This window comes from Amycolatopsis sp. NPDC001319, from assembly GCF_042896185.1.
Classification (GTDB): domain Bacteria; phylum Actinomycetota; class Actinomycetes; order Mycobacteriales; family Pseudonocardiaceae; genus Amycolatopsis.
The window spans coordinates 43,015-69,114 of record NZ_JBIAWY010000017.1 but is presented as its reverse complement, the minus strand read 5'-3'; the positions used below and the strand labels follow the sequence as shown (position 1 = coordinate 69,114).

29 protein-coding genes are annotated in these 26,100 nt (G+C 71.7%); 13 read left to right on the top strand and 16 right to left on the bottom strand.

The features are described from left to right. Positions 1 to 79: 79 nt before the first annotated feature. The 3 genes from ACFY1H_RS42845 to ACFY1H_RS42835 form a co-directional block, all read right to left on the bottom strand. Entirely contained in the window at positions 80 to 1,264 is a 1,185-nt protein-coding gene (locus ACFY1H_RS42845; RefSeq protein WP_366586604.1) for an LLM class flavin-dependent oxidoreductase, read from the bottom strand. A 78-nt stretch (positions 1,265 to 1,342) separates the two neighbouring features. Next, the gene (locus tag ACFY1H_RS42840) at positions 1,343 to 2,242 is read right to left on the bottom strand and encodes a hypothetical protein (protein ID WP_386955899.1); all 900 of its coding nucleotides are present in this window, start codon (positions 2,240 to 2,242) and stop codon (positions 1,343 to 1,345) included. Positions 2,243 to 2,257: 15 nt separating this feature from the next. After that, a complete protein-coding gene (locus ACFY1H_RS42835; RefSeq protein WP_366586608.1) occupies positions 2,258 to 3,166 on the bottom strand; it encodes a MerR family transcriptional regulator in 909 nt (302 codons plus the stop codon). 42 nt (positions 3,167 to 3,208) lie between these two features. On the opposite strand from ACFY1H_RS42835, the gene ACFY1H_RS42830 reads away from it, so the two are divergent. Further along, entirely contained in the window at positions 3,209 to 3,934 is a 726-nt protein-coding gene (locus tag ACFY1H_RS42830) for a maleylpyruvate isomerase family mycothiol-dependent enzyme (protein ID WP_386955898.1), read from the top strand. Here ACFY1H_RS42830 and ACFY1H_RS42825 read toward each other — a convergent pair. Continuing rightward, positions 3,882 to 5,273, bottom strand: a complete 1,392-nt coding sequence (locus ACFY1H_RS42825) for an NtaA/DmoA family FMN-dependent monooxygenase (RefSeq protein ID WP_386955897.1) — start codon at positions 5,271 to 5,273, stop codon at positions 3,882 to 3,884. The genes ACFY1H_RS42830 and ACFY1H_RS42825 overlap by 53 nt on opposite strands. Continuing rightward, positions 5,266 to 6,393 (bottom strand): acyl-CoA dehydrogenase family protein, encoded by a 1,128-nt coding sequence (locus ACFY1H_RS42820; protein WP_386955896.1) that lies wholly within the window; start codon positions 6,391 to 6,393, stop codon positions 5,266 to 5,268. The genes ACFY1H_RS42825 and ACFY1H_RS42820 overlap by 8 nt, the downstream gene beginning before the upstream one ends. Positions 6,394 to 6,482: 89 nt before the next feature. On the opposite strand from ACFY1H_RS42820, the gene ACFY1H_RS42815 reads away from it, so the two are divergent. After that, entirely contained in the window at positions 6,483 to 7,094 is a 612-nt protein-coding gene (locus ACFY1H_RS42815; protein WP_366586617.1) for a DUF6000 family protein, read from the top strand. Positions 7,095 to 7,109: 15 nt separating this feature from the next. Here the strand turns inward: ACFY1H_RS42815 and ACFY1H_RS42810 are convergent, their stop codons facing one another. Both ACFY1H_RS42810 and ACFY1H_RS42805 read right to left on the bottom strand, forming a co-directional pair. Continuing rightward, positions 7,110 to 7,550 (bottom strand): nuclear transport factor 2 family protein, encoded by a 441-nt coding sequence (locus ACFY1H_RS42810; RefSeq protein WP_366586620.1) that lies wholly within the window; start codon positions 7,548 to 7,550, stop codon positions 7,110 to 7,112. A gap of 1 nt (position 7,551) precedes the next feature. After that, the gene (locus ACFY1H_RS42805; RefSeq protein WP_366586623.1) at positions 7,552 to 8,436 is read right to left on the bottom strand and encodes a TIGR03619 family F420-dependent LLM class oxidoreductase; all 885 of its coding nucleotides are present in this window, start codon (positions 8,434 to 8,436) and stop codon (positions 7,552 to 7,554) included. A gap of 142 nt (positions 8,437 to 8,578) precedes the next feature. Between ACFY1H_RS42805 and ACFY1H_RS42800 the strand changes: the two genes are divergently transcribed. Continuing rightward, positions 8,579 to 9,403, top strand: coding sequence for a hypothetical protein (locus tag ACFY1H_RS42800; protein ID WP_366586625.1), 825 nt, complete (start codon positions 8,579 to 8,581; stop codon positions 9,401 to 9,403). Between the two features lie 800 nt (positions 9,404 to 10,203). Here ACFY1H_RS42800 and ACFY1H_RS42795 read toward each other — a convergent pair. After that, positions 10,204 to 10,968, bottom strand: a complete 765-nt coding sequence (locus ACFY1H_RS42795; RefSeq protein ID WP_386955895.1) for an SDR family NAD(P)-dependent oxidoreductase — start codon at positions 10,966 to 10,968, stop codon at positions 10,204 to 10,206. Between the two features lie 71 nt (positions 10,969 to 11,039). On the opposite strand from ACFY1H_RS42795, the gene ACFY1H_RS42790 reads away from it, so the two are divergent. After that, positions 11,040 to 11,609 carry a TetR/AcrR family transcriptional regulator gene (locus ACFY1H_RS42790; RefSeq protein WP_386955894.1) on the top strand — a complete coding sequence of 190 codons (570 nt, stop codon included), beginning with the start codon at positions 11,040 to 11,042 and terminating at the stop codon, positions 11,607 to 11,609. 1 nt (position 11,610) lies between these two features. On the opposite strand, the gene ACFY1H_RS42785 is transcribed toward ACFY1H_RS42790, so the two are convergent. Both ACFY1H_RS42785 and ACFY1H_RS42780 read right to left on the bottom strand, forming a co-directional pair. Beyond that, positions 11,611 to 12,420 (bottom strand): Fpg/Nei family DNA glycosylase, encoded by an 810-nt coding sequence (locus ACFY1H_RS42785; RefSeq protein WP_386955893.1) that lies wholly within the window; start codon positions 12,418 to 12,420, stop codon positions 11,611 to 11,613. After that, a complete protein-coding gene (locus tag ACFY1H_RS42780) occupies positions 12,420 to 12,893 on the bottom strand; it encodes a ribose-5-phosphate isomerase (RefSeq protein ID WP_364173345.1) in 474 nt (157 codons plus the stop codon). Before ACFY1H_RS42780 ends, ACFY1H_RS42785 begins: the two co-directional genes overlap by 1 nt. A gap of 45 nt (positions 12,894 to 12,938) precedes the next feature. On the opposite strand from ACFY1H_RS42780, the gene ACFY1H_RS42775 reads away from it, so the two are divergent. Both ACFY1H_RS42775 and ACFY1H_RS42770 read left to right on the top strand, forming a co-directional pair. Further along, positions 12,939 to 13,685: a 2-phosphosulfolactate phosphatase gene (locus ACFY1H_RS42775; RefSeq protein WP_386955892.1), complete on the top strand. Its 747-nt coding sequence runs from the start codon at positions 12,939 to 12,941 to the stop codon at positions 13,683 to 13,685. After that, complete coding sequence (locus ACFY1H_RS42770; RefSeq protein ID WP_386955891.1) at positions 13,682 to 14,485, top strand: MBL fold metallo-hydrolase; 804 nt, start codon at positions 13,682 to 13,684, stop codon at positions 14,483 to 14,485. Before ACFY1H_RS42775 ends, ACFY1H_RS42770 begins: the two co-directional genes overlap by 4 nt. 4 nt (positions 14,486 to 14,489) lie before the next feature. Here the strand turns inward: ACFY1H_RS42770 and ACFY1H_RS42765 are convergent, their stop codons facing one another. Next, positions 14,490 to 15,110 carry a DsbA family protein gene (locus ACFY1H_RS42765; RefSeq protein WP_386955890.1) on the bottom strand — a complete coding sequence of 207 codons (621 nt, stop codon included), beginning with the start codon at positions 15,108 to 15,110 and terminating at the stop codon, positions 14,490 to 14,492. A 181-nt stretch (positions 15,111 to 15,291) separates the two neighbouring features. Between ACFY1H_RS42765 and pepN the strand changes: the two genes are divergently transcribed. Beyond that, positions 15,292 to 17,856 carry an aminopeptidase N gene (pepN, locus tag ACFY1H_RS42760; protein WP_366586640.1) on the top strand — a complete coding sequence of 855 codons (2,565 nt, stop codon included), beginning with the start codon at positions 15,292 to 15,294 and terminating at the stop codon, positions 17,854 to 17,856. Between the two features lie 99 nt (positions 17,857 to 17,955). Here pepN and ACFY1H_RS42755 read toward each other — a convergent pair whose 3' ends face one another. Together ACFY1H_RS42755 and ACFY1H_RS42750 are read right to left on the bottom strand one after the other, a co-directional pair. Then, positions 17,956 to 18,450 (bottom strand): DUF5130 family protein, encoded by a 495-nt coding sequence (locus ACFY1H_RS42755; protein ID WP_366586642.1) that lies wholly within the window; start codon positions 18,448 to 18,450, stop codon positions 17,956 to 17,958. Further along, positions 18,437 to 18,691 (bottom strand): hypothetical protein, encoded by a 255-nt coding sequence (locus ACFY1H_RS42750; protein WP_220242995.1) that lies wholly within the window; start codon positions 18,689 to 18,691, stop codon positions 18,437 to 18,439. The genes ACFY1H_RS42755 and ACFY1H_RS42750 overlap by 14 nt, the downstream gene beginning before the upstream one ends. 531 nt (positions 18,692 to 19,222) lie before the next feature. Here ACFY1H_RS42750 and ACFY1H_RS42745 point away from each other — a divergent pair. Next, positions 19,223 to 19,366, top strand: a complete 144-nt coding sequence (locus ACFY1H_RS42745; protein ID WP_366586645.1) for a hypothetical protein — start codon at positions 19,223 to 19,225, stop codon at positions 19,364 to 19,366. A gap of 143 nt (positions 19,367 to 19,509) precedes the next feature. On the opposite strand, the gene ACFY1H_RS42740 is transcribed toward ACFY1H_RS42745, so the two are convergent. Then, positions 19,510 to 19,962 (bottom strand): HNH endonuclease, encoded by a 453-nt coding sequence (locus ACFY1H_RS42740; RefSeq protein WP_366586692.1) that lies wholly within the window; start codon positions 19,960 to 19,962, stop codon positions 19,510 to 19,512. A gap of 398 nt (positions 19,963 to 20,360) precedes the next feature. Between ACFY1H_RS42740 and ACFY1H_RS42735 the strand changes: the two genes are divergently transcribed. The 3 genes from ACFY1H_RS42735 to ACFY1H_RS42725 are packed head-to-tail and all read left to right on the top strand — an operon-like array spanning position 20,361 to position 23,362. Next, complete coding sequence (locus ACFY1H_RS42735; RefSeq protein WP_366586647.1) at positions 20,361 to 21,341, top strand: mechanosensitive ion channel family protein; 981 nt, start codon at positions 20,361 to 20,363, stop codon at positions 21,339 to 21,341. A gap of 24 nt (positions 21,342 to 21,365) precedes the next feature. Then, positions 21,366 to 21,764, top strand: a complete 399-nt coding sequence (locus ACFY1H_RS42730; protein WP_386955889.1) for a globin — start codon at positions 21,366 to 21,368, stop codon at positions 21,762 to 21,764. Beyond that, positions 21,764 to 23,362, top strand: coding sequence for a glycoside hydrolase family 13 protein (locus ACFY1H_RS42725; protein ID WP_386955888.1), 1,599 nt, complete (start codon positions 21,764 to 21,766; stop codon positions 23,360 to 23,362). Before ACFY1H_RS42730 ends, ACFY1H_RS42725 begins: the two co-directional genes overlap by 1 nt. 19 nt (positions 23,363 to 23,381) lie before the next feature. On the opposite strand, the gene ACFY1H_RS42720 is transcribed toward ACFY1H_RS42725, so the two are convergent. Then, the gene (locus ACFY1H_RS42720) at positions 23,382 to 23,570 is read right to left on the bottom strand and encodes a hypothetical protein (RefSeq protein WP_220242999.1); all 189 of its coding nucleotides are present in this window, start codon (positions 23,568 to 23,570) and stop codon (positions 23,382 to 23,384) included. A 459-nt stretch (positions 23,571 to 24,029) separates the two neighbouring features. Between ACFY1H_RS42720 and ACFY1H_RS42715 the strand changes: the two genes are divergently transcribed. Then, a complete protein-coding gene (locus tag ACFY1H_RS42715) occupies positions 24,030 to 24,233 on the top strand; it encodes a cold-shock protein (RefSeq protein ID WP_366586653.1) in 204 nt (67 codons plus the stop codon). A gap of 348 nt (positions 24,234 to 24,581) precedes the next feature. Next, a complete protein-coding gene (locus ACFY1H_RS42710) occupies positions 24,582 to 25,478 on the top strand; it encodes an acyl-CoA desaturase (protein WP_386955887.1) in 897 nt (298 codons plus the stop codon). On the opposite strand, the gene ACFY1H_RS42705 is transcribed toward ACFY1H_RS42710, so the two are convergent. Then, positions 25,465 to 25,869, bottom strand: a complete 405-nt coding sequence (locus ACFY1H_RS42705) for a DUF6292 family protein (RefSeq protein WP_366586657.1) — start codon at positions 25,867 to 25,869, stop codon at positions 25,465 to 25,467. The genes ACFY1H_RS42710 and ACFY1H_RS42705 overlap by 14 nt on opposite strands. Positions 25,870 to 26,100 lie beyond the last annotated feature (231 nt).

Sequence of the window (26,100 nt, the reverse complement as noted above, 5' to 3'; positions counted from 1 at the left end):
ACGTGATCAGGGTGACCTCCTCTGTCTTCGCACAGAGTAGGCCGGGGACCGGCCGCGGCGGCCGGTCCCGCGTGGACAGTCAGGGATTCGTAACACTCTTGCGCAGCCCGGCCTCTTCCAGCAGCGGCACGATCTGCGTGCCGAAGAAGTCGAGTTCGGGCTGGTAGTCGTAGAACGTCAGCTGAACGCCGTCGATGCCCGTTTCGTGCAGGCGGCGCAGCTTGTCCGTGACTTCCTCGGGCGAGCCGACGATGTGCAGGTGCCCGCCGACCGCGCGGCCACGGGCGGAGTGCTCGAGCCACGACTGGCTGTCGCCCGCGGTGTGGCGGTCGGTGAACGCCCCGATCGCCCCGAGGTCGGCGTGGTCCATGATCGCCTGGTACCGCGCGTGCGCCTCGGCGCTCGTGGGCGCGGAGACGACCGTGGGATTGATCACCACGCGCACTTCGCGGCCTTGGTCCCGCGCGGCCTGCTTGACCTTTTCCACGTGCGCCGGCAACGCCTCCAGCGCGCGGTCGATGTTCTCGCCCGCCGGGCTGGAGATGAACACGAGGTCGGAGTTGCGGCCCGCGAACGCGAAACCCGCCGGGGAACCGCTGGCTGACACCAGGATCGGCCGCCCGTACTTCGGCAGCGGCGACGCGTAGGCCTCCTGCAGCGAGTAGTGCTCGCCGTGGAACGTGAGGTTGTCCTCGCCCGCCCAGAGGTCCTTGCACACGGCGACGAACTCGTCGGCCATCGCGTAGCGCTTGTCGTGCTCGGGCTTGAGCTGGCCGAACATCGCGGGCTCGGTGTCGGCGTACCCGGTGACGATGTTCGCACCGAAGCGCCCGCCCGAGATGTGGTCGGCCGTCGCGAGGAACTTGGCCAGGTGCAAGGGATGCCACGGCCCGTACAGCACGTGCACCGTGCCCAGCAACAGGATCGACTCCGTCGCCGACGCGAGCGCGATCGCCGAGACGAACGGGTCGAGGAAGTTCTCGCGGTAGTGCGTCTCCCCGCCGAACCCGCCCTTGGGCAGCCACTGCGACAGCCCGAACGCGATGTCGAACCCGAACTTCTCCGCCTGCTGCGTCAGCGCGCGGTTGTAGTCGAACGTCCAGTCCGTCCCGCGCGGCAACGTCGACTGCGACCATCCACCCGTCTGCAGCGGCAGGAACACCCCCAGCAGCAACGGCTGCCGCAGCACCCGGCTCAACGGGCTGTCCGGGAAATCCTGCGGCTGCGCCGGCTCCGCCAACCGAGCCCGATCACGTTCGGACATGCACCACTCCTCGCCCTCGTCCGCCGCGAGAATAGGTTGGACGTCAGACGTCTGGCGAGTCTGTCCAAGATCTGGGACTCACCGCTGAGCGAGGGCGGCGGCGAGGTCCGGGACGAAGTCGCCGGCCCGGCCGGCCGGGGCGGTTCCGCACGGCCCGTCGGAAATGCCGGGCGTGGTGAGCCACAGCTGCTGCGGGGCGCCGTCGGCGGAGAGCGACTCGTACAGCCCGATTCGCGCACCGGCCGGGTTGCACGCACCGGACACCGGCCGGCCATTGCGACTGCTCTCGATCACGGCGAGGTATTCGCGTTTCCCGGTGCTCGCGGCGAGGGCCTGGCCGATCGCGCGGCTGGTCGCGAGGGCCACGCGTTCGGGCGCGTAGCCGCCGACGTTGGTGGCGAACCCGTCGACGTCCGGTCCGCCCACCGCGACCCGCTGCGCCGCAACGTCCGGCGACGGTGCATCGGACACGTCGAGCAGCACGGTCGTGTGGGCCGCTGCCGCCAGAGCGTGGGCAGCGGCACCCGGTCGGCACTCACGCCCCCGGACGACGACCAGCGCGCGGTCGTCCCCCAGTCCTCGCGCCACCTCGCCGAACCACCCCGCGCCCCCGTCCGCACACGCACCGGCCCGATCCGCGTCGAGCAGCAGGATCGGCTGCCGCCGCACCGCCGCGGCGGCGGTCACCACGGCCCGGACGTGCGAGGAGGCGGTCGCCGCGGGCTCAGCAATCAGCGTGGCCGCGGGCCTCGTGGCGATCCGCGCCCGGATCGAGTCCGTGCGCGGGCCGGGCGGCGCTGTCCGCACCCAGTTCGCGGCTGGGTTGTCAGGATTGACGTAGAAGCCGCCCGCGCCGGCGAGCAACGCGGACGGCGCCCACCCCGGCTGGAGCGGATCGATCGCCTTCGCCGTCGGGCCGCACGCGGCCAGCAGAACGACAACCGGCGCGAGCAGCACGGCCTTCGGGTTCACCTTCACCGGAACTCGCTCCGTTCAGCCGGCCGAAGCGTTCAGCGCGTCCAGCAGCCAGGTGTGCGTGACGCCCATCGGGGCCGGTTCGCCCGTGACCTCGCCCGCCAGGGTCCAGTAGCGGCGCACGCGCGGGTCGCGGTCGGGGGCCGTGCGGTGGTTGAGGGCGTGGCGGAAGGCCGGGGTGTCGGTGGTGCGCAGGGCGGCCGCGTGGGCGGCGACGAAGCGGTCGAGGGCCGGGCCCGGCGCCGGGCGGGTGCCGGACGTCACGGCGGGGAAGGCGAGCTCACAGGCCTGCGCGACCTCGGCGTGCAGGGCGGCGAGGTCGGGGATCCGGTCGTGGTTGACGAGGGTGCTGGTGCGCAGGGCGTCGACGAACGAGCGGTCCGAGGCGAGCAGCACCAGCGACGCGTAGGCGACGACCTGTGCGGGCGTCGGCAGCTCCGGGGGCGGCGGGGCGCTGATGGCCAGGAACATGCGAGCCGAGTCGGCGGGGACGGGGCCGGAGGTCATGGGGTGCCAGAGGCGGACGAGGACGTCGTGGGCGGCGTACCCGTCCTCCACGGCCGACAGCAGCTCCAGCCGCGCCGGGCGGTCGAGCGGGGTCGCGTCCTCGACGGCGCGCAGGACGGACCGGCGCCAGGCGAGCGTCGCGACTTCGCGGTCCAGGGCGGCGCGTTCGGCGGCCACGGCGTCGGCCAGGGAGCGGCGGCCGGCGAGGACGTCGGTGATCAGCGGCAGCCCCAGGCCCAGGCCGCGCATCCGGCGCACGAGCGTGAGCCGCTCGACGGCCTCCTCGGCGAAGCGGCGGTGGCCGCCCGCGCTACGGGTGGGTTCGAGCAGGCCTTCGTCGCAGTAGAAGCGGATCGTGCGGACGGGCACGCCGGTCCGTCGCGCCAGGTCGCCGATCCCCAGTGTGACCCCGGTCACCATCGGTAGAACCTCCAGCCGGATGGAGTTCCTACGGTACGGCCCATGGACACCACCCGACTCGCCGACGCGCTCCACCACCACACCGCCGCCCTCGCGAAAGCCACGGCCGGCGCCGACCCCGAAGCCCGCGTGCCGACGTGCCCCGACTGGCCGCTGCGCGTGCTCGTCGGCCACGTCGGCCAGGCGCACCGCTGGGCGGCGAGCGTCGTGCGCTCCGGCCCCTCGCCGGTGCCCGACCCGTTCGACGCCGCCCCCGGCGACCCGGCCGGCTGGTCCGGCTGGCTGCAAGCCGGAGCCGCCGATCTCATCGACGCGGTGTCCACCAGCGACAGTCCCGTGTGGACGTTCTTCGGCCAGGGGCCGGCCGGGTTCTGGTTGCGCCGCCTGCTCAACGACACCGTCGTGCACCACGCCGACGCGGCGGGCCCCGCGTTCTCAGTCGCCCCGGACCTGGCCGAGGACGTGATCAGCGACTGGTTCGGCCTGCTCGCGAACCCCGCCACGCGGACGCTCAAACCCGACGTCGCCGGGCTCAGCGGCACCGGGCAGACCCTGCGGTTCCTCCCCGACCACGCCGAGGGCTGGCACGTCACCCGCACCCCGGACGGCATCGAGTGGACGCGCGCCACCACCCCCGCCGACGTCACGCTCGCCGGCCCGCTGACCGACCTCCTGCTCGTGCTCACCCGTCGCCGGCCAGCCGACGACGTGACGATCACGGGCGATCGGGATCTCGTCGACCACTGGCTGGCCCACAGCGCGGCCTGAGCGCCCACGCCGGGTGATCGCGCGGCGGCACCGGGCCGGCGCCGGGGAAGAGCTTCTCCCGCAACGTGCCCGGCCGGTACTCGCGTTGCATGAGACCACGCGCCTGCAGCAGCGGGACAACGTGGTCGACGAACTCGGTGAAGCTCGTCGGCGAGATCACGTACTCGAGGTTGATCCCGTCGACGCCCGCGTCGCGCCAGCGCGCGATGTTCTCGACGATCTGCTCCGGCGTCCCGACGACGCGTTTGTTGGTGCGGCTGAGGATCAGCTCGCCGAGCGTCCAGTCGTCCCGCGTGGTCGTGGCGAGGAGCTTGCGCACCGGCTCCGACACCTCGCGCCCGCGCAGGTCGCCGACGAGCGCGTCCGGGTCGTCGAGGCCGAAGTCGTGGCCGGCGAACACCGACGCCCGCGCCAGGTTCCCCTCCACCGTCTGGTGCTCCAGCAGCTCGGCGTGGCGCCGCCGGGCTTCGGCCTCAGTGCCGGCGAGCAGGTACGACTGCGGCACGAAAACCTTGACGTGCGCCGGGTTCCGGCCCGCTGCGGCCGCCGCCCGGCGCACGTCGGCGACGATCGGGGCCGCCTCGGCGGGGTCCTGGGAGTTGATGAACAGGCACTCCGCGTACCGCCCGGCGAACGCGCGGCCGGCCGGCGAGACGCCGGCGTTGAACAGCACCGGCACCCGCTGCGGCGACGGCTCGCTCAGGTGCGGTCCGTCGAGCTGGTAGTAGTGTCCATTGTGGACCACGGCGTGCACCTTGGCCGGATCCGCGAACTCGCGCCGCACACGGTCGCGCAGCACCGCGCCGTCCTCCCAGCTGTGCAGCCACAGCTTCAGCGCCGCCTGCGTGAAGTCCTCGGCACGGCCGTAGCGTTCCTCGTGGCCCGGCAGCCCGCCGTACCCGAGGTTGCGGCCCGCGCCCGGCAGGAACGACGTGACGATGTTCCACGCCACCCGCCCGCCCGTCAGGTGGTCCAGAGTGGACACTTTCCGGGCGAACGGGTACGGGTGCTCCTGCAGGATGTTCTGCGTGAACGTGTACCCCAGGTGTTCCGTGTGGTAGGCGAGCAGCGGGATCAGCACGGAGGGATCGCCGGTCGGGAACTGCATCCCCTCGCGGACCGCGGCGTCGCGCGAGCCACGGTAGGTCTCGTAGGGGGCGAGGACGTCGGCGAAGAAGAGCGTGTCGAACCGGCCGCGCTCCAGCGTCCGCGCGAGGTCCAGCCACGTCGAAGGGTCGGTGTAGCCGAGCTGGCGGCTGTCCGGCTCGGCCCACAGTCCCTGCGCGTGGTGTGAAACCGCAAACATGTGGAACGCGTTGAACAGCATCCGCTCAGGCATCGTCGCCCAGCACCTGCGAGCCGATCACGTCCTTGCAGACCTCGGCGGAGTAGGCCATCAGCCAGCCCGCCTGCGCGTCGCGGAACCACCGCTCGATCGGCGACGTCTTCAGGTAGCCCGATCCCCCGCCCACCCGCACGCCGAGGTCGGCGATCTCGCGCGCGACGTCGTTGGCCAGCAGCTTCGCGCGCATCGTCGCGGGCAGGAACTCCGGCGAGTTCTCGTCGGCGAGCCAGCACATGTGCTGCGCGAACATCGCGGCCGCCTGCAGCCGGCTCTCCAGCTCGCCGACGCCGAAGCGCACCCACTGCTGCTCCGCCAGCGTCCCGCCGCCGGGCACCACCTGCCGGGCGCGCGCGTGCTCCCGCAACGCGGCCAGCGCACCGTCGGCCACCCCCAGCGACAACGCCGCCACCCCCGCCCCGATGTGGTTGGGGCGCCGCCGTTTCGACGGCGGGCAGCGGCGTTCGTGGGGCAGGAGCGTGCCGTCGAACCGGATCAGCTGGCTGCCGCTCGCGCGCAGGCCCATCGCGTCCCAGCTCGGTCGGAACGTCATCGTCGCCGGGTCGGCGTCGAGCCCGAAGAACGTGGAGACGCCGTCGATCTTCGCGTTGACGAGGAAGTGATCGGCGATCTCACACCCGGACGAGAAGCGCTTCTCGCCGCTCAGCCGGAACCCGCCTTCGACCTCCACCGCGGGCTGCTGTGACCGCAGGAACAGGTTCCCGCCGGCCGGCTCGCTCAACGCGTTCGCGAACCGCGCCCCGGCCGCCAGCCGCTGCGCGAAGAACCGCGCCACGTCCGGCTCGGCCATCTCCACCAGCCCCGCCGCCGCGCCGATGTGCATCACCCACACACACGCCGTCGACGGGCACGCCGCACTCAGCACCCGGACGATCGCACCGTAGCTGCGGTAGCTGAGGTCCTGGCCGCCGTACTCCGCCGGCAGCAAGGCGACGTCGAGCCCGCTCGCGTTCAGCCTCCGGAGGTTCCCGACGGGCAGCTCGCCCGTCCGGTCCCGCTCGGCGGCCGTCAGCGCGAACTCTCGCGCCAGGTTTGCCGCGAGGTCCACCCAGTGCTGCTCGTGCGCCGGCGGGCCGAGCGGATGTCCGGCAACCATGACGCCTCCCGGTGTTCGGCAACTCCCGACGGGCGATCTTGCCAGGAAACACCGTCGCGGGCAGGGGCCAGCGCGGGCAGAATCCCCGCATGCGTGACCACCGGCACGAGCCCGCGCTGAACGCCGTCGTCGAGAAGTACGTGACGCCGGGCCGCCGGTACTTTCACCTGGCCAACACCTGTTTCCTGAGCGACCCGGCGCAGCGCGAGACGCTCGGGCGCACGCTGGCGCAGGACGCGCTCCGGATCACCGACGACGAGCTCGAGCTGCTGCTCGGCTACGAATGGCGCGCGCAGCTGACGGCGTCGTGGCTCATCGCTTTCGCGCGGCGAGTAGCGCACCGCGACCGGATCGGCGAGCTGCTCCTCGCGAACGAACGCATCTACGCCGGCCGCGGGTTCTGCTTTGCCCTCGCCCGATTCGGCGCGGACGAAGACGCGCGCCTGTTGGTCGAGTACCTCCGCGCGTTCCTGCCGAGCACCGACCGCGGCGAGCAGGACTCGGCCCTGGGCGCGCTCGCGTACCTGGACGCGCGGCTCGGCACCGGGCACTCGGCCCCGTTCCTCGGCGAGAACGGTGCCTGGGCCCGGTGGCTGCGCACGACGTCGCCGCTCGCCGACCCGGTGGCGGCCCTCGATCACCTCCGCGAGGTCATCGAAACGCAATGCGCCTACGCCGACGAGCGCATGAGCGCGTCCTGAAGCGACCGGAAAGGCTCAGACCTGGCGTGCCGTCGCCATCGCGCGTTCGGTTTCCCAGAAGGCGCGCATCGAGGTGATCAGGCCGTCGTCGCCGATGCGGTAGACGAAGACGCCGTCGGTGTCGACGCGGTAGCCGCCGGGCAGGTAGGTGGTGATGGTGCCGACGTTGGCGCACTCGGCGCCCGCGGCGAACGAGTCGCGGATGACGAACTCGAAGCGCTCCACGTGGGCGATCGTCAGGTCCCAGAAGGAGCCGATGCCCTCGTGGCCGTGGTGGCCCTTGCCCTGCTCGTCGAACATCGACGGGCCCACCGGGTCTTCCACCACGGCGTCCGGTGCGAACAGCGCGAGCCACGCGTCCTTGTCGCCCGCCGCGACGGACGTCATGGACCGGAACGACGCCAGGCGAGCCGGCGGCTGGTCCGCGTCGACGTCCCAGCTGACCTCGACACTCATGTCACGCCCCCGATTCACGGAACTTGGCGATGACCTCGTCGCCGAACTTGCGGATCGCGTCGACCTTCGGGCCCACCTCGGCGTCGAAGCCGAGGCCTTCGAACACCCACGGCATGGTGATCGCGTCGGTCACGCCCACCTCGGCCTGCTCGCGGAAGCCGTCGAGCCCGAAGCGGTCGACGCACACGGCCTGGAACTCGAACGGATCGGCCTCGCGCCCGCGTTCGGCGAGCAGTTCCTTGAGCCGCTTGATCGTATCGCGCAGCTGGTCGAGCGTCATCATCGCCGACGACCAGCCGTCGCCCACGCGCGCGGCCCGGCGCAGCGCGATGTCCGTGTGGCCGCCGATGTAGAACGGCACGCGCTTCGGCGGCGTCGGGCTCATGCGCAGCTTGTCGAAGTCGAAGAACTCACCGTGGAACTCGACCATGCCGCCGTCGAGGATGAGGCGCAGCACCTCGATGGCCTCGTCGAAGCGCTTGCCGCGCCGCTCGTACGGCGCGCCGCACCACTCGAACTCCTCCGGCGACCAGCCGATGCCGAGCCCGAGACCGAACCGGCCGCCGGTCAGCGCCGCCACCGAGTTCACCTGACGCGCGAGCAGCACGGGGTTGCGCGAGCCGAGCTTCAGCACGGAGGTGTAGAACTCGAGCCGCTCGGTCACCGCGCCCATCGACGCGGCCGCCACCAGCGGGTCGACCCACGGCGTCTCCTCGGTCCAGAACCGGCTGCCGTCGGGCGTGTACGGGTAGTCCGCCGACACCTTCTCCGAGTAGAACAGGGAATCCGGCAGGACGATCGAGGAGAATCCGGCCTCCTCGGCGGCGCGGGCGAGCTCGCCCAGCTGATCGAGGGGGTTCATCGCGATCGACAGGGAGAACTTCATGACCCGACTGTAACGTGTTCTACTTTGCCCGGCCAGAGGTGCTCCCCGTCACCTCTCGGGAACCCTCAGCGTACTGTCCGCGTTGTCCGGTTCAAAGGCGGCCGCGGGGCCGCCGAGACAAGCTCACCACGTGGAGTGACCCATGGGCACCGCGATCCTGTTGATCGTGCTCGTCGTCGTGATCGTCGGGGGCGGGCTGTACTTCGCCCGGTCGCAGGCCGCTTCGCGGCAGCGGCAGCTCGACGACGCGAAGGCCGACGCGCGCCGCCTCGTCGAACGCCTCGGCGGACAGGTCCTCAACATCTCCGGCACCGACACGGCGTCCCAGCAGGCGATGGCCGACGCCAGCGAGCGCTACAACGCCGCCGGCTCCCAGCTCGAACAGGCGAAAACCGTCGAGCAGGCCCGGCTCGTCAAGGAAACCGCGCTCGAAGGCCTGTACTACGTCCGCGCCGCCCGCACGGCCATGGGCCTCGACCCGGGCCCGGCGCTGCCGGACGAGGCCGAGCGCGAGCGCGCCGGCAAGGTGACCGAGCACCGCAAGGTCGACGTCGAGGGCCAGCACTACGAGGCCTCGCCCGACCCCGGCCAGGAAACGCCGTACTACTACCCCGGCGGCCGCGTCGCGGGACGTCCGGTGCCGCAGGGCTGGTACAGCGAGCCGTGGTGGAAGCCCGCGCTCGTGGCCGGCGCGTGGGGCCTGGGCTCGATGTTCCTGTTCAGCGCCATGTTCTCCGGCATGAGCGGCATCGCGAGCGCCTCGGCCTGGGAATCGGGCTACGACGCCGGCCAGCAGGACGCCCTCGAGTCCGGCGACCAGGGCGGCGACGGCGGCGACGGTGGCGATGGCGGCGGCTTCGACGGCGGCGACAGCGGCGGCTACGACGGCGGCGGCCAGGACTTCGGCGGCTTCGACGGCGGCGGGTTCGACGGCGGCGGCTTCGGCGGCGGCGGCTTCGACTTCTAGCCGGCGGCAACGTCGGTGAAGGGCACCTTGCGGGACTCCGGTTCCCGCGAGGTGCCCTTCACCGCATTCAGGGGCTGCTGCGGGGCCGGTTCGGGGTACTCGGCAAAGCCACGGGTGCGCCGGGCTCGAGCAGGCCGCGCCCAGACCGACAACCCGGCCCGGCCCGACCAAGCACGGCCGAAAGCCGAGGCCCGGCAACGGCGCCGACCAGCCGAGCCCAGCACCGCCCGGCCTGAGCGCACAGTTGACCGCCGACGCCGGCCCGACAGGACTCAACCAGACGCTGCCAACATCCGAGGCCCATCAACGGCGCCAAGTCAGACAACCCCGGGTACGGCTCGGCGGAAACCCGCAGCTGACCACCGCGCGCCGACCCGCACCAGCCCGACGCCCCCTGCCGGGCGCGGAAAACCGCGCCCGGCAACAGCGCCAGGCCAGACAAGCCCCGATAACAGCTCAACGGAAACCCGCGGCTGACCACCGCGCGCCGGTCCGCACCAGCCCGACGCCCCGTGCCGGGCGCGGAAAACCGCGCCCGGCAACACTGCCAGGCCAGACAAGCCCCGATACAGCTCAACGGAAACCCGCGGCTGACCACCACGCGCCGGTCCGCACCAGCCCGACGCCCCGTGCCGGGCGCGGAAAACCGCGCCCGGCAACAGCGCCAGGCCAGACAAGCTCCGATACAGCTCAACGGAAACCCGCGGCTGACCACCGCGCGCCGACCCGCACCAGCTCAGCCGGTTGCCGCGCAAACCCGGGGCGCACCAACCATTCCCCCACCCCAGTCCACATCGGACTCACCCCGTGATCGGCCGGATCCCCACCAGGGTGCCCGACAGGTGTTCGGCCGCCGGGCTGCACAGGAAGGCCGCGAAGGGCACGATGTCCTCCGGCTGGCCGACGCGGCCGCCCGGGTAGCGGGCGCTGACGCGCGCGATGTGCTCCTCGCTGGCGGCCACGCGCATGCCCGGCGTGACCGTGAGGCCGGGCGCCAGCGCGACGGTGCGGATGCCCTGGTCGGCCAGTTCCTGGTGCACCACGTTGCTCAGCAGGTGCACGCCGGCCTTCGACGCGCCGTACGCGCCGGCGCCGGGGCCGGCCTGGGTGCCGACCATGCTGCCGACGTAGATGATGCGGCCGCCGCCCCCGCGGATCATGAGTGGCGCGAAGTGCTTGGTGACGAGGAAGCAGCCGACGAGGTTGCTGTCGAGGATGCGCCGCAGATCGGCCAGCTCGAAGTCCAGCACGCGCATCGTGCCGGCGGGTGGCATCCAGCCGGCGTTGCTGATCAAGGCGTCGACGCGGCCCCAGTGCGCGTCGACGGCCTCGGCCGCGGCGCGGACCTGGTCCTCGTCGGACACGTCCGCCACGACGGCCAGTGGCTTCGGTGCGTCCGGCACCGAAGCGACGATCTCGTCCACGGTGCCCGCCGCCTTCGCCGCACTGCGGGCGAGCACCGCGATCCGCGCGCCCTCGCGCGCCAGGCCCAGCGCGAGCGTGCGGCCCAGTCCCTGCGCCGCGCCGGTGATGACGATGACCTTGTCGCGGATGTCCACCTGCATGGTCAACTCCTTCAAAGAGTGGTCTTCAGACTAAGTTTAGCCTCAAGACCAAACTTCGGTAAGCTGGCACCGTGACTGGACGGCGGGAAGCGAACCGGGCCCGGATGCGGGCGCGCCTGCTCACGGCCGCGCTCGAGCTGTTCGAGGCGCACGGCTACGAAGCGACGACGATCGACCACATCGCCGCCGAAGCCGACGTCGCGCGCCAGACCGTGCTCAACCACTACCCCCACAAGCGCGATTTCCTCGTCGCCTGGGGCCAGGATCGCCGTGACCAGCTGCTCACCGTCGACGACTCCGACGAACCCGCGCGCACGCGGCTGCACCGCTACTTCCGAGCGTTGGCGGCCGTCAACGAGCGCGAACGCACCCTCACCCGCATGCTGCACGTGAGCCTGCGCCACGACGAGGTCGTCGCCCACCAGCACCCCGTGCCCGACGCGACGATCGCCGCGATCCACCAGGGCCAGGAACGCGGCGAACTACGCGCGGAGCTCCCGCCGCGCACGGTGGCCGAAGTGGTCACCGCGATCTACGGCGACACCCTCCGCCGCTGGCTCGCCGACGAAGCGCCGCCGTTCGACCTGGCCGCCGCGCTGGCCGAGCGGCTCGACCTGCTGCTGGACGGCCTCACCGCGTGACTCAGGCGGGCTGGCAGGACGGGCACCAGTACAGGTTCCGCCCCACGAGCTCCTGGTGCGCCACCGGCGTGCCGCACACCAGGCACGGCATCCCGGCGCGCCGGTAGACGTACACCTCGCCACCGTGCCGGTCGTCGCGCGGCGCGCGGCCCTGCGCGGCCGGCATGTGCTCCGGCGCCACCGTGTCGATGCGGCCGATGCGCACGCCGTGGCGCATCAACGTCACCAGGTCGGCCCACATCGCGTCCCACAGCCCGCGGTCGAGCGCGCGCCCGGGCACCATCGGGGCGACGCCGTGGCGGAACAGCACCTCGGCGCGGTACACGTTGCCGACGCCGGCGAGCACCGCCTGGTCCATCAGCAACGCGGCCACCGACGTGCGCGAACGCGAGATCCGGTCCCACGCGAGGTCGGGCTTGGCGTCGCGGCGCAACGGATCGGGCCCGAGCCGCGCCTTGATCGCGTCGACCTGGGCCGCGTCGAGCAGCTCACACCGGGTGGGGCCGCGCAGGTCGGTCCAGTGCGTGCGGCCGATCAGGCGCATCCGCACCTGGCCCACCGGTTCGGTTTCGGGTAGCGGCGTTTCGCCGAACGTGCCGTACAGGCCGAGGTGGACGTGCACCGTCCCGTGTGGACCGTAGTCGTGGAACAGGTGCTTGCCGTACGCCTCGGCCGACTCCAGCACCTGCCCGTCGAGCTTCGCCGCTTCCTCGGCGAACCGGCCCTGCGGGCTGGACACCGAGACGGGCGCGCCGGCGTAGCGGCGTTTGTGCAGACGGGCGAGGCGGTGGAGGGTGTGCCCTTCGGGCATCAGGCTTCCGGCAGGGGCGGCGGGGTGCCGGTGCGCTCGTAGTCGAGCAGCTGCTGGATCCGGCGCCCGTGGCGCTCCTCCGGCGACGGCTCCGTCGCCAGGAACGCCTCGACGATCTCCGTGGCCTGCTCGACGGTGTGCATCCGCGCGCCGACGCCGAGCACCTGGGCGTGGTTGTGCTCGCGGCACAGCTGCGCCGTCTCGACGCTCCAGCCGAGACCCGCGCGGATGCCGGGCACCTTGTTGGCGGCGATCTGCTCGCCGTTGCCCGAGCCGCCGATCACGATACCGAGGCTGCCTTCGTCGCCGGACACGCGCAGCGCCGCGGCCACGCAGTAGGCGGGGTAGTCGTCGACCGGGTCGTAGGTGTGCGGACCGACGTCGACGACTTCGTGCCCTTGGCCCGCGAGGTGGCTGGCCAGGTGGTTCTTCAGCTCGAAACCGGCATGGTCGGATCCCAAGTAGACACGCACAGCGGCGAGTCTGCCATCACCGCCGGTGGCGGGCATGCTCTGGGGGTGGACACATGGAAACAGCCTGGACACGACGTGCGGCTCGAATGGGGCGCCGAAGGCATCACGGCGCTCGGCGGCGCGTGCGCGGTGCTCGTCGTGGTCGACGTGCTTTCCTTCTGCACCAACACGGATCTCGTCATCGCACGCGGCGGCCGGGTGCTGCCGGTGCGCTGGCGCGACGACCGCGGCGTCGCCGAAACGCGCGCCGCGGGGGCGGTCGTCGCGGGCGAGAAAGCGTGGACGCTGCGGCCCTCCTCTGTGACGGACATCCCGTCGGGCACACTCCTCGCACTGCCCTCGCCCAACGGCGCCACCCTGATCGCCGCGGCCGCCGCCACAAGAGCGCACGTACTGGCCGGCTGCCTGCGCAACGCCTCGGCCGTCGCGGCGAAGGCGCACGAGCTGGCGGCCGGGCGGCCCGTCGGCGTGATCCCGGCGGGCGAACGCTGGGGCATCGATCTGCTGGGCGAAGAGCAGCATTTCGGGCCGCTGCGCCCGTGCGTGGAGGACCAGCTGGGCGCGGGTGCGATCGTCGCGGCACTCGCCCGCCACGGCGGCACGCTCTCGGCGGAAGCCGCTCTCGCTGCCGCCGCCTACGCGGGCACCGATGTGGCCAAGGCCTTGCGCACGTGTTCGTCCGGCCGCGAACTGGCCGCGGCGGGCCACGCGAACGACGTCGAGCTCGCCGCGCAAGCGGACGTCAGCACCACCGCGCCCACCGTGCGCGGGAAAATCCTGGAGGCGCAATGACCTGGACCGAAGTGGCCGAAGGTGTGCACGCGCGCCGCTACGAGGAGCTCGACCTGACCACGGGCCTGGTGATCGGCACCGAGCGCTGCCTGGTGATCGACACGCGCGGCGACGTCGACCAGGGCGCGGAGCTGGCCGCGGCCGTGCGGGAGCTGACGGACCTGCCGTGGAGCGTCGTCTACACGCACGCGCACTTCGACCACAGCTTCGGCACCACGCCGTTCCTGCCGTGCGACGTCTGGGCGCAGGAGCGCTGCCTGCGCGAGTTGCTGGACCACGGCGAAGCCGCGAAAGCGAAGTGGAGCGCGCACTATCGCGCGGAAGGCAAGCCGGAGACCGCCGACGCCCTCGACCGGACCGGCCTCATGCCACCCGACCGGCTCGTGACCGACCGCGCCGAGCTCGACCTCGGCGGCCGCACCGTCGCGCTCGTGCACCCCGGCCGCGCCCACACCGACCACGACCTGGTGGTGCACGTGCCCGACGCGGGTGTCGTCTTCGCCGGCGACGTGGTGGAGCACGGGCCCGAAGGTTTCACGGAGTACTCGTTCAGCGACGAGACCCACCTGGGCGAATGGCCGGGCGCGCTCGAGGCGATCCTCGCGCTCGACCCGCGGGTCGTGGTGCCCGGGCACGGCGAGCCCGTGGGTCCCGGGTTCGTCCGGGAGCACCGCGACGGGCTGCGCCGGCTCAACGAGCTGAAGGCCGCCGTGGCGGCCGGCGCCCGCGGGGCGGACGAAGCCATCGCGGCTTCGCCCTACCCCGCCGGCGTCACGAGGGCCGCACTCGCGACCCCCTGAGCCGTCAGTCGAAGTTCAGCTCACCCGTGCGGGTGCGCTTGAGCTCGAAGAAGTCCGGGTAGCTCGCCATCGCGACGGCGCCGTCGAACAGCTTCAGGGCGTCGTCGCCCCTCGGGATCGAGCTGAGCACCGGGCCGAAGAACGCGACGCCGTCGATGTGGATGGTCGGGGTGCCGACGTCCATGCCGACCGGGTCCATGCCCTCGTGGTGGCTCTTCTTCAACGCCTCGTCGTACTCGGTCGAGTCGGCGGCCTCGATCAGCTCGGGCGGCGCGCCGACGGCCTCGAGGGCCTCCTTGAGGACGACGTCGAAGTCCTTGTTGCCCTGGTTGTGGTAGCGCGTGCCGAACTCCGTGTAGAAGTCGCGCAGCACCCCTTCGCCCTTCGCGGCGGCCAGCGCGGTGGCCACGCGGACCGGACGCCAGCCCTTGTCCATCAGTTCCTGGTAGCGCTCCGGCAGCTCTTCGCGGCCCGAGTTGAGCACGGACAGGCTCATGATCCGGAAGTTCAGGTCCAGCTCGCGGTGCTTCTCGACCTCGAGGATCCACCGCGAGGTGATCCACGCGAACGGACAGATCGGATCGAAGTAGAAGTCCACCTTGGTGGGCTGGGACGCAGCGGTCATCTCAACGAGCTCCTCGCGAGGGTCGACGTCGGCAGGCATGCCTTTTTCAGCGGGGTATCCCCCAATGACGGCCAACGCGCGCGACAGGCCCGGTTGTTCCCCGTCGCCCGAGGACCGCTTCGCATGATTGGATGCTCGACAGCCCGAAAACCGCAACCGGAATCGAAGACCAGAGGTGCCCGTGCCCGCCCCCAACCTGACTCGTGACGAAGCCAAGCAGCGCTCCGGCCTGCTGGATGTCGCGTCCTACGACATCGTGCTGGACCTGACCGACGGCCACGGCGGTCCCGGTGAGAAGACCTTCCTCTCCACCACCACAGTGCGCTTCTCCGCCACCCGGCCGGGCGAGTCGTCGTGGATCGACGTCGTCGCCGAGGGCGTCCGCTCCGCCGTGCTCAACGGCACCGACCTCGACGTGAGCACCTACGTCGAGGACAAGGGCATCGCGCTGCCGGAGCTCGCCGCGGACAACGAGCTCGTGGTGACCGCGGACTGCCGGTACATGAACACCGGCGAAGGCCTGCACCGCTTCGTCGACCCGGTCGACAACGGCGTGTACCTCTACACGCAGTTCGAGACCGCGGACGCGAAGCGCATGTTCGCCTGCTTCGACCAGCCCGACCTGAAGTCGGTGTACAAGCTCACGGTCCACGCGCCGCGCGACTGGAAGATCGTGTCCAACGCGCTCGTCGAGACCGAAGAGGACACTCCCGACGGCGCCCGCGTGACGAACTTCGCCGTGTCCGAGCGGATCTCGACGTACCTGGTCGCGCTCATCGCCGGCCCGTACGCCGAGTGGCGCGACGAGTTCTCCGACGCCCACCGCACGATTCCGCTCGGCATCTACTGCCGCGCCTCGCTCGCCGAGCACATGGACGCCGACCGCCTGTTCGTGGAGACCAAGCAGGGCTTCGGCTTCTTCCACGAGAAGTTCGGCACGCCCTACCCGTTCTCCAAGTACGACCAGCTGTTCGTGCCGGAGTTCAACGCGGGCGCGATGGAGAACGCCGGCGCCGTGACCTTCCTGGAGGACTACGTCTTCCGCAGCCGCGTCACGCGCTACGCCTACGAGCGCCGCGCCGAGACGCTGCTGCACGAGATGGCGCACATGTGGTTCGGCGACCTGGTCACCATGCGCTGGTGGGACGACCTGTGGCTCAACGAGTCGTTCGCGACGTTCGCGAGCGTGTTCGCGCAGGCCGAGGCGACCGAGTACAAGAACGCGTGGACCAGCTTCGCGAACATCGAGAAGTCGTGGGCCTACCGCCAGGACCAGCTGCCCTCCACGCACCCGATCGCGGCCGACATCGTCGACCTGCACGCGGTCGAGGTGAACTTCGACGGCATCACCTACGCCAAGGGCGCGAGCGTGCTGAAGCAGCTCGTGGCCTACGTGGGCATCGAGCACTTCCTCGACGGCCTGAAGGTCTACTTCGGAAAGCACGCGTGGGGCAACGCCACGCTGGCCGACCTGCTGGCCGCGCTGGAAGAGGCGTCCGGGCGCGACCTGTCGTGGTGGAGCGCGCAGTGGCTCGAGACGACCGGCCTCAACTCGCTCAGCCCGCGCTACGAGGTGGCGGCCGACGGCACGTTCGCGTCGTTCGCCGTGGTGCAGACGGGCGCCAAGCCGGGCGCTGGTGAGCTGCGCACGCACCGCGTCGCGGTGGGCGTGTACGACGACGTCGAGGGCAAGGTCGTGCGCACCGAGCGCGTGGAGCTGGACGTGTCGGGCGACCGCACCGAGGTGCCCGCGCTCGTCGGCAAGCCGGCGGGCAAGCTCGTGCTGGTCAACGACGACGACCTCACCTACTGCACGATGCGCCTCGACCCGGCGTCGCTGACCACCCTGATCGACCGGATCGCCGACATCGTCGAGCCGCTGCCCCGCACGCTGTGCTGGTCGGCCGCGTGGGAGATGACGCGCGAGGCCGAGCTCAAGGCCCGCGACTTCGTGACGCTGGTGGCGCGCGGCATCCACGCCGAGAGCGAGGTCGGCGTGGTGCAGCGGCTGCTGCTGCAGGCGCAGACGGCGCTCAACTCGTACGCGGACCAGAAGTGGGCCGCCGAGCAGGGCTGGCCGGCGCTCACCGGGCGGCTGCTGGAGCTCGCCCGGAACGCCGAGGCCGGGTCCGACCACCAGCTGGCGTTCGTGAACTCGCTGGCCGGTGGCGTGCTCGACGAGGCGACGCTGGGTGTCGTCGCGGGCTGGCTCGACGGCTCCGCGCCGCTGCCCGGCCTCACCGTGGACACCGACCTGCGCTGGCGTCTGCTGCAGGCGCTCGTGGCCCACGGCAAGGCCGGCACCGCGGACATCGAGGCCGAGCTGGCCAAGGACGACACGGCCGCGGGCCGCCGCCACGCCGAGCGGTGCCGCGCGCTGCAGCCGACCGCCGAGGCCAAGGCCGACGCGTGGCAGCGCGCCGTCTACGACGACGAGATCCCCAACGCCGTCAGCGACGCCCTCATCTCGGGCTTCTCGCACCCGGGCCAGAAGCAGCTGCTCGGCAGCTACGTCGCGCGGTACTTCGAGGTCATCGACGAGGTGTGGGCCCGCCGCTCCAGCGAGCGCGCCCAGCCGACCGTGATCGGGCTCTACCCGTCGTGGGCCGTCGAGCCCGCCACGGTGGCGGCGTCGGACGAATGGCTCAAGGGCGAGCACCCGGCCGCGCTGCGCCGGCTCGTGTCCGAAGGTCGCGCCGGCATCGTCCGCGCGCTCGCCGCGCGGGAGTTCGACAGCCAGGTCTGACCGCGGTGGGCCGCTCACGCCCGAGCGGCCCACCCGGAAACGCCGAAGGGGGCCTCCTCGACTTCTCGAGGAGGCCCCCTTCGGTGCGTCAGGAAGACGTCAGTGCTTCGGGTCCGGCCCGGCCTGGTCGCTCAGCATGCGCAGGGCGTTGACGAGGCCACCGACCAGGTCACCCTCCTTGAACGACGCGACCATGCTCGCCACGGCCAGGTTGGCACCGCGGTCGGGCAGGCGGACGTGCGAGCGCTCGCCGATCACGATCTCGATCGCGCGCTGCGCGGGCGAGACCGCGAGGACCACGGCGTTGGCCGGGTCCTCGGTCGACGCCAGCAGCTTCTCGGCCGCGGCGCGGGTGTCCTCGCCGAGGTCGCCGAGGTACACGCTGAAGGCGACGCCGGACTCGCGCGTCGCGAAGGTCAGCGCCTCGTCCAGGCGAGCGAGCTGCTGCACCGAGAACGGGCTGGTCGGCTCGGCCGGCTCGTACATCTTGGCCGCCGAACGGCGGCCGCTGTTGGTGATCACCTCACCAAAGGGCAGGTCCTTCTCCGCAACGTCGACCGCAGTGGCCGAGTGCGCGAGTTCACCACTTGCCACGTGCGCCTCCGGCAGCGGTCACGGTGCCCGAGGGCACCACAGAGTCCGGATCGACGGCGTGGTGACCCGCACCGACACCCTCCGGGTTGGCGGTCCACCACATCGCGGGGTACTCCCACGGCTGTCCCGGCCGGTACCGCGGCGTCCCCGAGAACTTCTTCCGCAGGGTGGCCGCACCGACCACCAAGTAGATGGCCAGGGGGATGACCGCGTAGACCAGGATCGTCTCGACAACGTTCACGCCGGTGAGCGTATCGGATGGCCCTGGTGGCCACCGCGCGGCGCCGCGCCGGAAGGCGACCGCTCGTCGTGCGGGACCGTCCGTCCGCCGCTTGGCTCGCCCGCGCTGGAACGTTGGGGCGAAGCCGGGCGGGCCGAAAGGTTGCAACTCAACGTACAGGCGGCCGTACCGGTCGCCCCCGTCTTGTCGGCGCACTGAAATGCTCGTAGCTTTTTCACCTGTACGGGCCTTGCGGTCCGCTCCTCAGCCCCAGCAGGTCACGCACCGGTCCCAGGAGGCCACCTCATGCAGAGCGTCCAGCCCCCCGCTCAGGCGATCACCGAGCCGATTTCGTCACCCAGCGAGACCGAATTCCTGACCGGAACGCGTGTGACGTCCGGCACAAGGGTTACCCGCGGTACTCGGGTCACTCGCGGTACCCGCGTCACCGGCGGCACGCGAGTCACGCGCGGCACCCGGGTCACCCGCGGCACGCGAGTCACCGGCGGCACCCGCGTGACGGCCGGCACCCGCGTCACGAGGGGCACCCGCGTGACCCGGGGCACCCGCGTCACCGGGGGCACGCGCGTCACGTGCGGCACCCGGGTCACGAGGGGCACGCGAGTCACCCGCGGCACGCGCGTGACCAACGGCACCCGCGTGACCTCGCAGGCCGACTTCGCACTGGCCGCCTGACGAAAGCAGAACGCGCGCACCCGGACGGAGGGCGCGCGCGAGAGGAGCCGCCGCGCGGAGCACGCGCGGGCACGGCTCAGCGACTCATCGGCTCGCCCCGGCCGCCGCACAGGCAGCCGGGGCGCCGACGTCTCAGCGGCCCGTCAGGCCGCCGAACCCAAGTACGGCTGCCACAGCGGGTCGGCCTCCTTGGAGTGCGCCAGCAGGCGCCAATGCGGGCCGTGGGGCGCCCTCGGCACCACGCGCAGGCGCCAGCCCAGCTCCGAGAGGAGCTTGTCGGCCTTGCGGTGGTTGCACTTGGCGCAGCAGGCCACGCAGTTGGTCCAGCTGTGCGGTCCGCCGCGGCTGCGCGGCAGGACGTGGTCGATCGTCTCGGCCCGGCCACCGCAGTAGGCGCAGCGGTACCGGTCGCGGTGCATGAGCCCGGCCCGGGTCAGCGGCACCTTCGCGCGGTACGGCACACGCACGTACGTGCTGAGCCGGATCACGGACGGAACGGGCAGCGACACGGTCGCGGCGTGCAGCTCCACGCCACCCGGGTCGCCGTGGACGACTTCCGCCTTCCCGCACATCACGAGCACCACCGCGCGCCGCATGGGCAACGCGGTGAGGGGCTCGAAGGTGGCGTTCAGCAGCAATACGCGACGGCGGCCCCAGGGCGGGGTCGCCGGGTCCCGGCCTCTACGCTGTCCGGGCGGACGGGAAACTCCCCCTGGTCGGGTCCCCGGCCCGGCCGGGTTCGTTCCGCCGGGTGCGGAACCTCCCGGGCAGGCGCGCAGGACCGTCTCCGGCGACTGCTCGGCCATGGCTTGGCCGGCGCCGCCGAGGGGGACGGGTTGTCGGTCTGGCACTCGACCACCTCCACCGGTGCAGGCATAGTCGACCACACATCAGCCCCAAAGTGCACGTGTGTTACGTGACGTGTCACGTGCCCGCGACCCAACATCCACTTGCCGTTGGGTGAACCGAAGCGACGGAAGGACTGTTCGACCCCGTGAACGCCGTGCTCAGCGCCCCGCCAGCGTGCATCTCCGACCCCAGCACGTGGTGCTCGCAGGTCTTTTCGATCACGCACAACGAGTGGCTCGCCGGTTCGGCGGGCTGGGTCGTCACCAAGCCCCTGCGGATCATCCTGATCCTGGTCCTCGCGTTCGTGGTGCGGTACCTCACACGCCGGGTCATCAACCGCGTGACCACGCTGCCGCGCGGCGGCAACGGCAAGCTGCCCGCCCTGTTGAGACCGCTGCGCGAGCGCGCCCCCGACGTGCTCGGCCCGGCCGTGGTGGAGCGGCGCCGGCAGCGCGCCGCGACCATCGGCTCGGTCCTGAAGTCGATGGCCACGTTCCTCATCTACGGCCTGGCGTTCATCCTCGTGCTGGGTGAGCTGGGCATCGACCTGGCGCCGATCATCGCGTCGGCGGGCATCGTCGGCGTCGCCCTCGGGTTCGGCGCGCAGAACCTCGTGCGCGACTTCCTGTCCGGGATCTTCATGATGATCGAGGACCAGTACGGCGTGGGCGACGTCGTGGACATCGGCCCGGCGACCGGCACCGTCGAGGCCGTGGGCCTGCGCATCACCACGCTGCGCGACCTGGGCGGCACCGTCTGGTACGTGCGCAACGGCGAGGTGCTGCGCGTCGGCAACTCCAGCCAGGGCTTCGCCGTGGCCGTGGTCGACGTGCCGCTGGGCTACTCCGCCGACGTCGACCTCGCGACGACCGTGCTCATGGGGGCGGCCACGAAGGCCGCCGAGAGCGAGGCGCTGGCCGTCAACGTGATGGAGCCGCCGGAGATGCTGGGCGTGGAGAAGGTCACACCGGAGGGCATCCAGCTGCGGCTGACGGTGAAGGTGCGGCCCGGCAAGCAGTGGGCCGTGCAGCGGGCGCTGCGCGCGCACCTGCTCGCCGCGCTCGAGGAGGCGGGCTTCGAGCCGCCGCTCGGGCGGTACCTGTCCGCACCGGGCGCCGACAAGTAGCCGCGGTAAGGGCAAGATGGAGGGGTGTCGACTGTGAGTGGCTCCGAACCCGCGAACCTGTACGAGGCCGTGGGCGGCGAACCGACGTTCCGGCGGATCGTGGCGCGCTTCTACCAGGAAGTGGCGACCGACGAGATCCTGCGCCCGCTGTACCCGGAGGAGGACCTCGGCCCGGCCGAGGAGCGCTTCCGGCTGTTCCTCATCCAGTACTGGGGCGGCCCGCACACCTACTCCGACCGCCGGGGCCACCCGCGGCTGCGGATGCGCCACGCGCCGTTCAAGATCGGGCCGATCGAGCGTGACGCGTGGCTGCGCGCCATCCGCGTGGCCGTCGACGAGGAGAACCTGCCCGAGCCGTACCGCGAGCAGCTGTGGGCCTACCTCGAGATGGCGGCGCACAGCATGATGAACAGCTTCGTCTGATGAGACGCCCGGTGGCGGGCCACCGGCGGTCCCCCGAGGGCCGGCCCCGCCCGGCGTGGTGGTCCGACGCCGTCTTCTACCAGGTCTACGTGCGCTCGTTCGCCGACTCCGACGCCGACGGGGTCGGCGACCTCGAAGGCATCCGCAGCCGGCTGGGGTACCTGGAGCTGCTCGGCGTCGACGCGCTGTGGCTCACGCCGTTCTACCGCTCCCCCATGGCCGACCACGGCTACGACGTGTCCGACCCGCGTGACGTGGACCCGATGTTCGGCACGCTCGGCGACTTCGACGTGCTGCTCACCGAGGCGCACAGGCGCGGCATCAAGGTGACCGTGGACATCGTCCCGAACCACACCAGCAACCAGCACTCGTGGTTCAAGTCCGCGATGGCCGCCGCGCCCGGCAGCGCCGAGCGCGACCGCTACGTCTTCCGCGACGGCCGCGGCCCCGACGGCTCGGAACCGCCCAACAACTGGGTTTCCGTGTTCGGCGGGCCCGCGTGGACGCGCGTGCCCGACGGGCAGTGGTACCTGCACCTGTTCGCCCCGCAGCAGCCGGATCTCAACTACGCCAACGCCGACGTGCGCTACGACCTCGAGCGCACGCTGCGCTTCTGGCTCGACCGCGGCGTCGACGGCTTCCGCATCGACGTGGCCCACGGCATGGCGAAGCCGCCCGGCCTGCCCGACATGGACCCGCGCGCGGCCGGCTTCGGCGGCGGCGAGCACTTCGACCCGCGCTTCGACGACGACGGCGTGCACGAGGTCCACCAGATGATCCGCAAGGTGCTCGACGAGTACCCGGACACGATGGCCGTCGGCGAGATCTGGGTGCACGACGAGGAACGCCTCGCGCGCTACCAGCGGCCCGACGAGCTGCACCTGGCGTTCAACTTCCGTCTGGTGCTCACGCACTTCGACGCCGACGCGATGCGCACGTCGATCGAGCGGTCGCTGGCCGTGCCGCGCGCGGCCGGCGCGCCCGCCACGTGGACGTTGTCCAACCACGACGTGTGGCGCACCGTGAGCCGCTACGGCGGCGGCGCGGCCGGGCTGCGGCGCGCGCGGGCCATGGCGCTGGTGGAGCTGGCGCTGCCGGGTGCGGTCTACCTGTACAACGGCGAAGAGCTGGGCCTGCCGAACGTCGAGATCCCGCCCGAGGCGATGGCCGACCCCCGGGCGCGCAGCCAGGGCCCGCAGTTCAGCCGGGATCCCGAACGCGTGCCGATGCCGTGGGAGGGTTCGCTGCCGCCGTTCGGCTTCTCGCGCAACCCGCGCACGTGGCTGCCGATGCCGGCCGAGTGGGCCGGGCTGACGGCGGAACGCCAGCTGGAAGACGCGTCGTCCACGCTCTCGCTGTACCGGCAGGCCGTCGAGCTGCGCAAGACGCACGCCGCTTTCCGCGTCGGGGACGAGCTGGAGTGGTACGGCGCGCCCGCCGGCTGCTTCGCGTTCCGCCGCGGCGGCAAGGGCGGGCTGATCTGCGCGCTGAACACGTCGGCGAGCTCGATCGCCCTGCCGCCCGGCGAGCTGCTGTTGTCCAGCACCCCGCTCGTGGACGGCAGGCTGCCGCCGGACTCGGCGGCGTGGCTGGTCTGAACCTGGTGATGCGGAAGAGCTAGCCGCGGGCTCCGGCCTCGAGGCCGAGCATGGCCAGCAGGCCACGCAGGTCGTCCACGTCGCGGGCACGGCCGGCGACGGTCCGGGCCGCCTGGTCGCGCTGGTGGCGCAGGCCCAGCTCCGCAGAGACGCGGGCTCGGGCGAACTCACTGGTGTCGGGGGACAGCGGACGACGTTCCGAGCGCATCAGGCTCCTCTGTGAAATGCAGTCGTCGAAAGACGGGTGGGACGACGGCCGGACCGAGCAGCCGGCTCGGGCCTCGCGGTCGGCCGAAGACGACGCCGGCTCTGCTGCCGGCGCGCGGAAGAACTCTCTCGACGTGACCGACGCTACACGACGTGCACCCGCGGGCACAATGAAGCACTGGTCAGCACCAGCGCCGGCGCGGCTTGAGTCCACAAGGGACAGACAGTGTGGACTGGTTCCGGCCACGGTGGCCCACCTGATCAGTGGGCTGGTGCGACCGCGTCGGACGTGGTTAACTGGCCGCGGTCATATTTTGTGTTCGTGCGGTGGGTACTCCCCGCAGCCACGCTCGCAAGATGCGCGGGCGTAGTGGTTCTCCCTCACCGGAAGATCAAACCGTCGGTCTTCGACCCGGGTGCCGAAGTGGTACCTCGATCGTTTTCAGTGGTGGAGACATTTATGACGCAAGGCACCGTGAAGTGGTTCAACGCCGAAAAGGGCTTCGGCTTCATCACGCCGGACAACGGCGGTGGCGACGTGTTCGTGCACTACTCCGAAATCCAGGGCAACGGGTTCCGCAGCCTGGAGGAGAACGCGCGCGTGGAGTTCGAAATCGGCCAGGGCCAGAAGGGGCCGCAGGCCACTGCCGTCACGATTCTCTGACGTCACAACGGTTTCTCCGAGGGGTCGGTGCCACGTGCACCGGCCCTTCGGCCGTTCTCGGGGAAGTTCCGGGAAATCCGCCGGGAACCTTGCCGGCGCACCGTTCGTTGACCGAGAAGGTCAAGGCCGGCCCTCCGGGGCCGGACCGCACGAACGGTGTGCGCCCCCGCAACGGCAATGCCGCCCGGGCACACCGTCGAACCGGCCTCGGTCCTGCAGAGTGCAGTGACCGGACCAGCTCGACAGGAGCGTTCCAGCATCGACACCCCCCGCGACACCCTTCCTTCCCCTGCCCCCACCTCATCGAGCACGGCAACCGCCGTCCGTGAACGGCCCGCACCCGAGCCCATGCTCGCCGGGCAGAAGACGGGCACCGAAGCCTTCCTCGTGAAGCTGTTCGCCGTGCTCCCCCTGCTGGCGGTCGTCGCCGCGGTGCCCCTGGCCTGGGGCTGGGGGCTCAGCTGGCTCGACATCGGCCTCGCCGTCGGCTTCTACTACCTCAGCGGCCTCGGCATCACCATCGGCTTCCACCGCTACTTCACCCACGGCTCGTTCCGCGCCCGCCGTGGCCTGCGGATCGCACTCGCCGTGGCGGGCAGCATGGCGATGCAGGGCCCCGTGATCTCGTGGGTCGCCGACCACCGCCGCCACCACGCGTACTCCGACCGCGACGGCGACCCGCACTCCCCGTGGCGCTACGGCACGACGCCCGCCGCGCTGGCCAAGGGTTTCTGGCACGCGCACATGGGCTGGCTGTTCGACCGCGACAAGACCAACTCGCGCCGCTTCGCCCCGGACCTGCTGGACGATCCGGACATCCGTCGCGTCGACAGCCTCTTCCCCGTGCTGACCGCCGTGACGCTGCTGGCGCCGGCCCTGATCGGCGGCCTCGCCACGATGAGCTGGTGGGGCGCGCTCACGGCGTTCTTCTGGGCCGGGCTCGTGCGGGTGGCGGCGCTGCACCACGTGACGTGGTCGGTGAACTCGCTGTGCCACATGATCGGTGAGCGCCCCTTCGAGGCGCGGGACCGTTCGGCCAACTTCTGGCCGCTGGCGATCCTGTCGTTCGGCGAGTCGTGGCACAACTCCCACCACGCCGACCCGACCGGCGCCCGCCACGGCGTGGGCCGGGGCCAGCTGGACACCTCGGCTCGGCTCATCTGGCTGTTCGAGAAGCTGAACTGGGCGTCTCAGGTTCGCTGGCCCCGCCCGGAGCGGCTGGCGCGAAAGCTCAAGACCGCCTGACGACGGGACGGACACGTCGTTCCAGCCGAGCCGCCAGCTCGCCCCGATCGGCGGCGGCACGGCTGGGCGGCGTGGTCCACGAGCTGTTGCCGGGGGCCGAGACGACCTCGGCGACGAACCGGCCCACGAGGGCGGGCTCCGGGACGACGTCTCCGCCCAGGCGCGCGACGACGAGGGGCGCCTCGGCCGGCCTCGTCTCCACGGAAAGCGTCCAGCCCTGCCGGGAGTTCCAGAGCAACATCAGGTCACGGCCGGGGTAACGCGGCGAGCGGCGGCTCAGCGCCACATAGGCGGTGACTGTGTCGGCAACCTCGCACGACGTCCCCTCCGCGGAGACGTCCACGGCTTCGGCCACCGCGTGTACGTAGCCGACCAGCGCGCGTCTCAGCACCAGCGGGTCTTCGTGTACGGCTTCGGTTGTCAGACGATCGGGACCGGACAGGAGCATGGGTCTCCCCTCCACCGTCGGCAATTCGGCTCTGGCGGGCGGAAACGGCCTGCGGACCGCGTGCGCGCAATAAGCCACGACAACCGGCGGTGCGGTGTTCGAGGTCGCGCCGAATCGGACATCGGCGGCTCATCCGGCACCGACTCTACCCGGAGTTTCCGTCCACGGGACCAC

Excerpts from the sequence above, each read along its gene's own strand:
- ACFY1H_RS42845 (WP_366586604.1), bottom strand. The coding sequence starts at position 1,264 with ATGTCCGAACGTGATCGGGCTCGGTTGGCGGAGCCGGCGCAGCCGCAG.
- ACFY1H_RS42835 (WP_366586608.1), bottom strand. The coding sequence starts at position 3,166 with ATGGTGACCGGGGTCACACTGGGGATCGGCGACCTGGCGCGACGGACC.
- ACFY1H_RS42830 (WP_386955898.1), top strand. The coding sequence starts at position 3,209 with ATGGACACCACCCGACTCGCCGACGCGCTCCACCACCACACCGCCGCC.
- ACFY1H_RS42825 (WP_386955897.1), bottom strand. The coding sequence starts at position 5,273 with ATGCCTGAGCGGATGCTGTTCAACGCGTTCCACATGTTTGCGGTTTCA.
- ACFY1H_RS42820 (WP_386955896.1), bottom strand. The coding sequence starts at position 6,393 with ATGGTTGCCGGACATCCGCTCGGCCCGCCGGCGCACGAGCAGCACTGG.
- ACFY1H_RS42815 (WP_366586617.1), top strand. The coding sequence starts at position 6,483 with ATGCGTGACCACCGGCACGAGCCCGCGCTGAACGCCGTCGTCGAGAAG.
- ACFY1H_RS42810 (WP_366586620.1), bottom strand. The coding sequence starts at position 7,550 with ATGAGTGTCGAGGTCAGCTGGGACGTCGACGCGGACCAGCCGCCGGCT.
- ACFY1H_RS42805 (WP_366586623.1), bottom strand. The coding sequence starts at position 8,436 with ATGAAGTTCTCCCTGTCGATCGCGATGAACCCCCTCGATCAGCTGGGC.
- ACFY1H_RS42800 (WP_366586625.1), top strand. The coding sequence starts at position 8,579 with ATGGGCACCGCGATCCTGTTGATCGTGCTCGTCGTCGTGATCGTCGGG.
- ACFY1H_RS42795 (WP_386955895.1), bottom strand. The coding sequence starts at position 10,968 with ATGCAGGTGGACATCCGCGACAAGGTCATCGTCATCACCGGCGCGGCG.
- ACFY1H_RS42785 (WP_386955893.1), bottom strand. The coding sequence starts at position 12,420 with ATGCCCGAAGGGCACACCCTCCACCGCCTCGCCCGTCTGCACAAACGC.
- ACFY1H_RS42770 (WP_386955891.1), top strand. The coding sequence starts at position 13,682 with ATGACCTGGACCGAAGTGGCCGAAGGTGTGCACGCGCGCCGCTACGAG.
- ACFY1H_RS42765 (WP_386955890.1), bottom strand. The coding sequence starts at position 15,110 with ATGACCGCTGCGTCCCAGCCCACCAAGGTGGACTTCTACTTCGATCCG.
- ACFY1H_RS42740 (WP_366586692.1), bottom strand. The coding sequence starts at position 19,962 with ATGCGGCGCGCGGTGGTGCTCGTGATGTGCGGGAAGGCGGAAGTCGTC.
- ACFY1H_RS42725 (WP_386955888.1), top strand. The coding sequence starts at position 21,764 with ATGAGACGCCCGGTGGCGGGCCACCGGCGGTCCCCCGAGGGCCGGCCC.
- ACFY1H_RS42720 (WP_220242999.1), bottom strand. The coding sequence starts at position 23,570 with ATGCGCTCGGAACGTCGTCCGCTGTCCCCCGACACCAGTGAGTTCGCC.
- ACFY1H_RS42715 (WP_366586653.1), top strand. The coding sequence starts at position 24,030 with ATGACGCAAGGCACCGTGAAGTGGTTCAACGCCGAAAAGGGCTTCGGC.
- ACFY1H_RS42710 (WP_386955887.1), top strand. The coding sequence starts at position 24,582 with ATGCTCGCCGGGCAGAAGACGGGCACCGAAGCCTTCCTCGTGAAGCTG.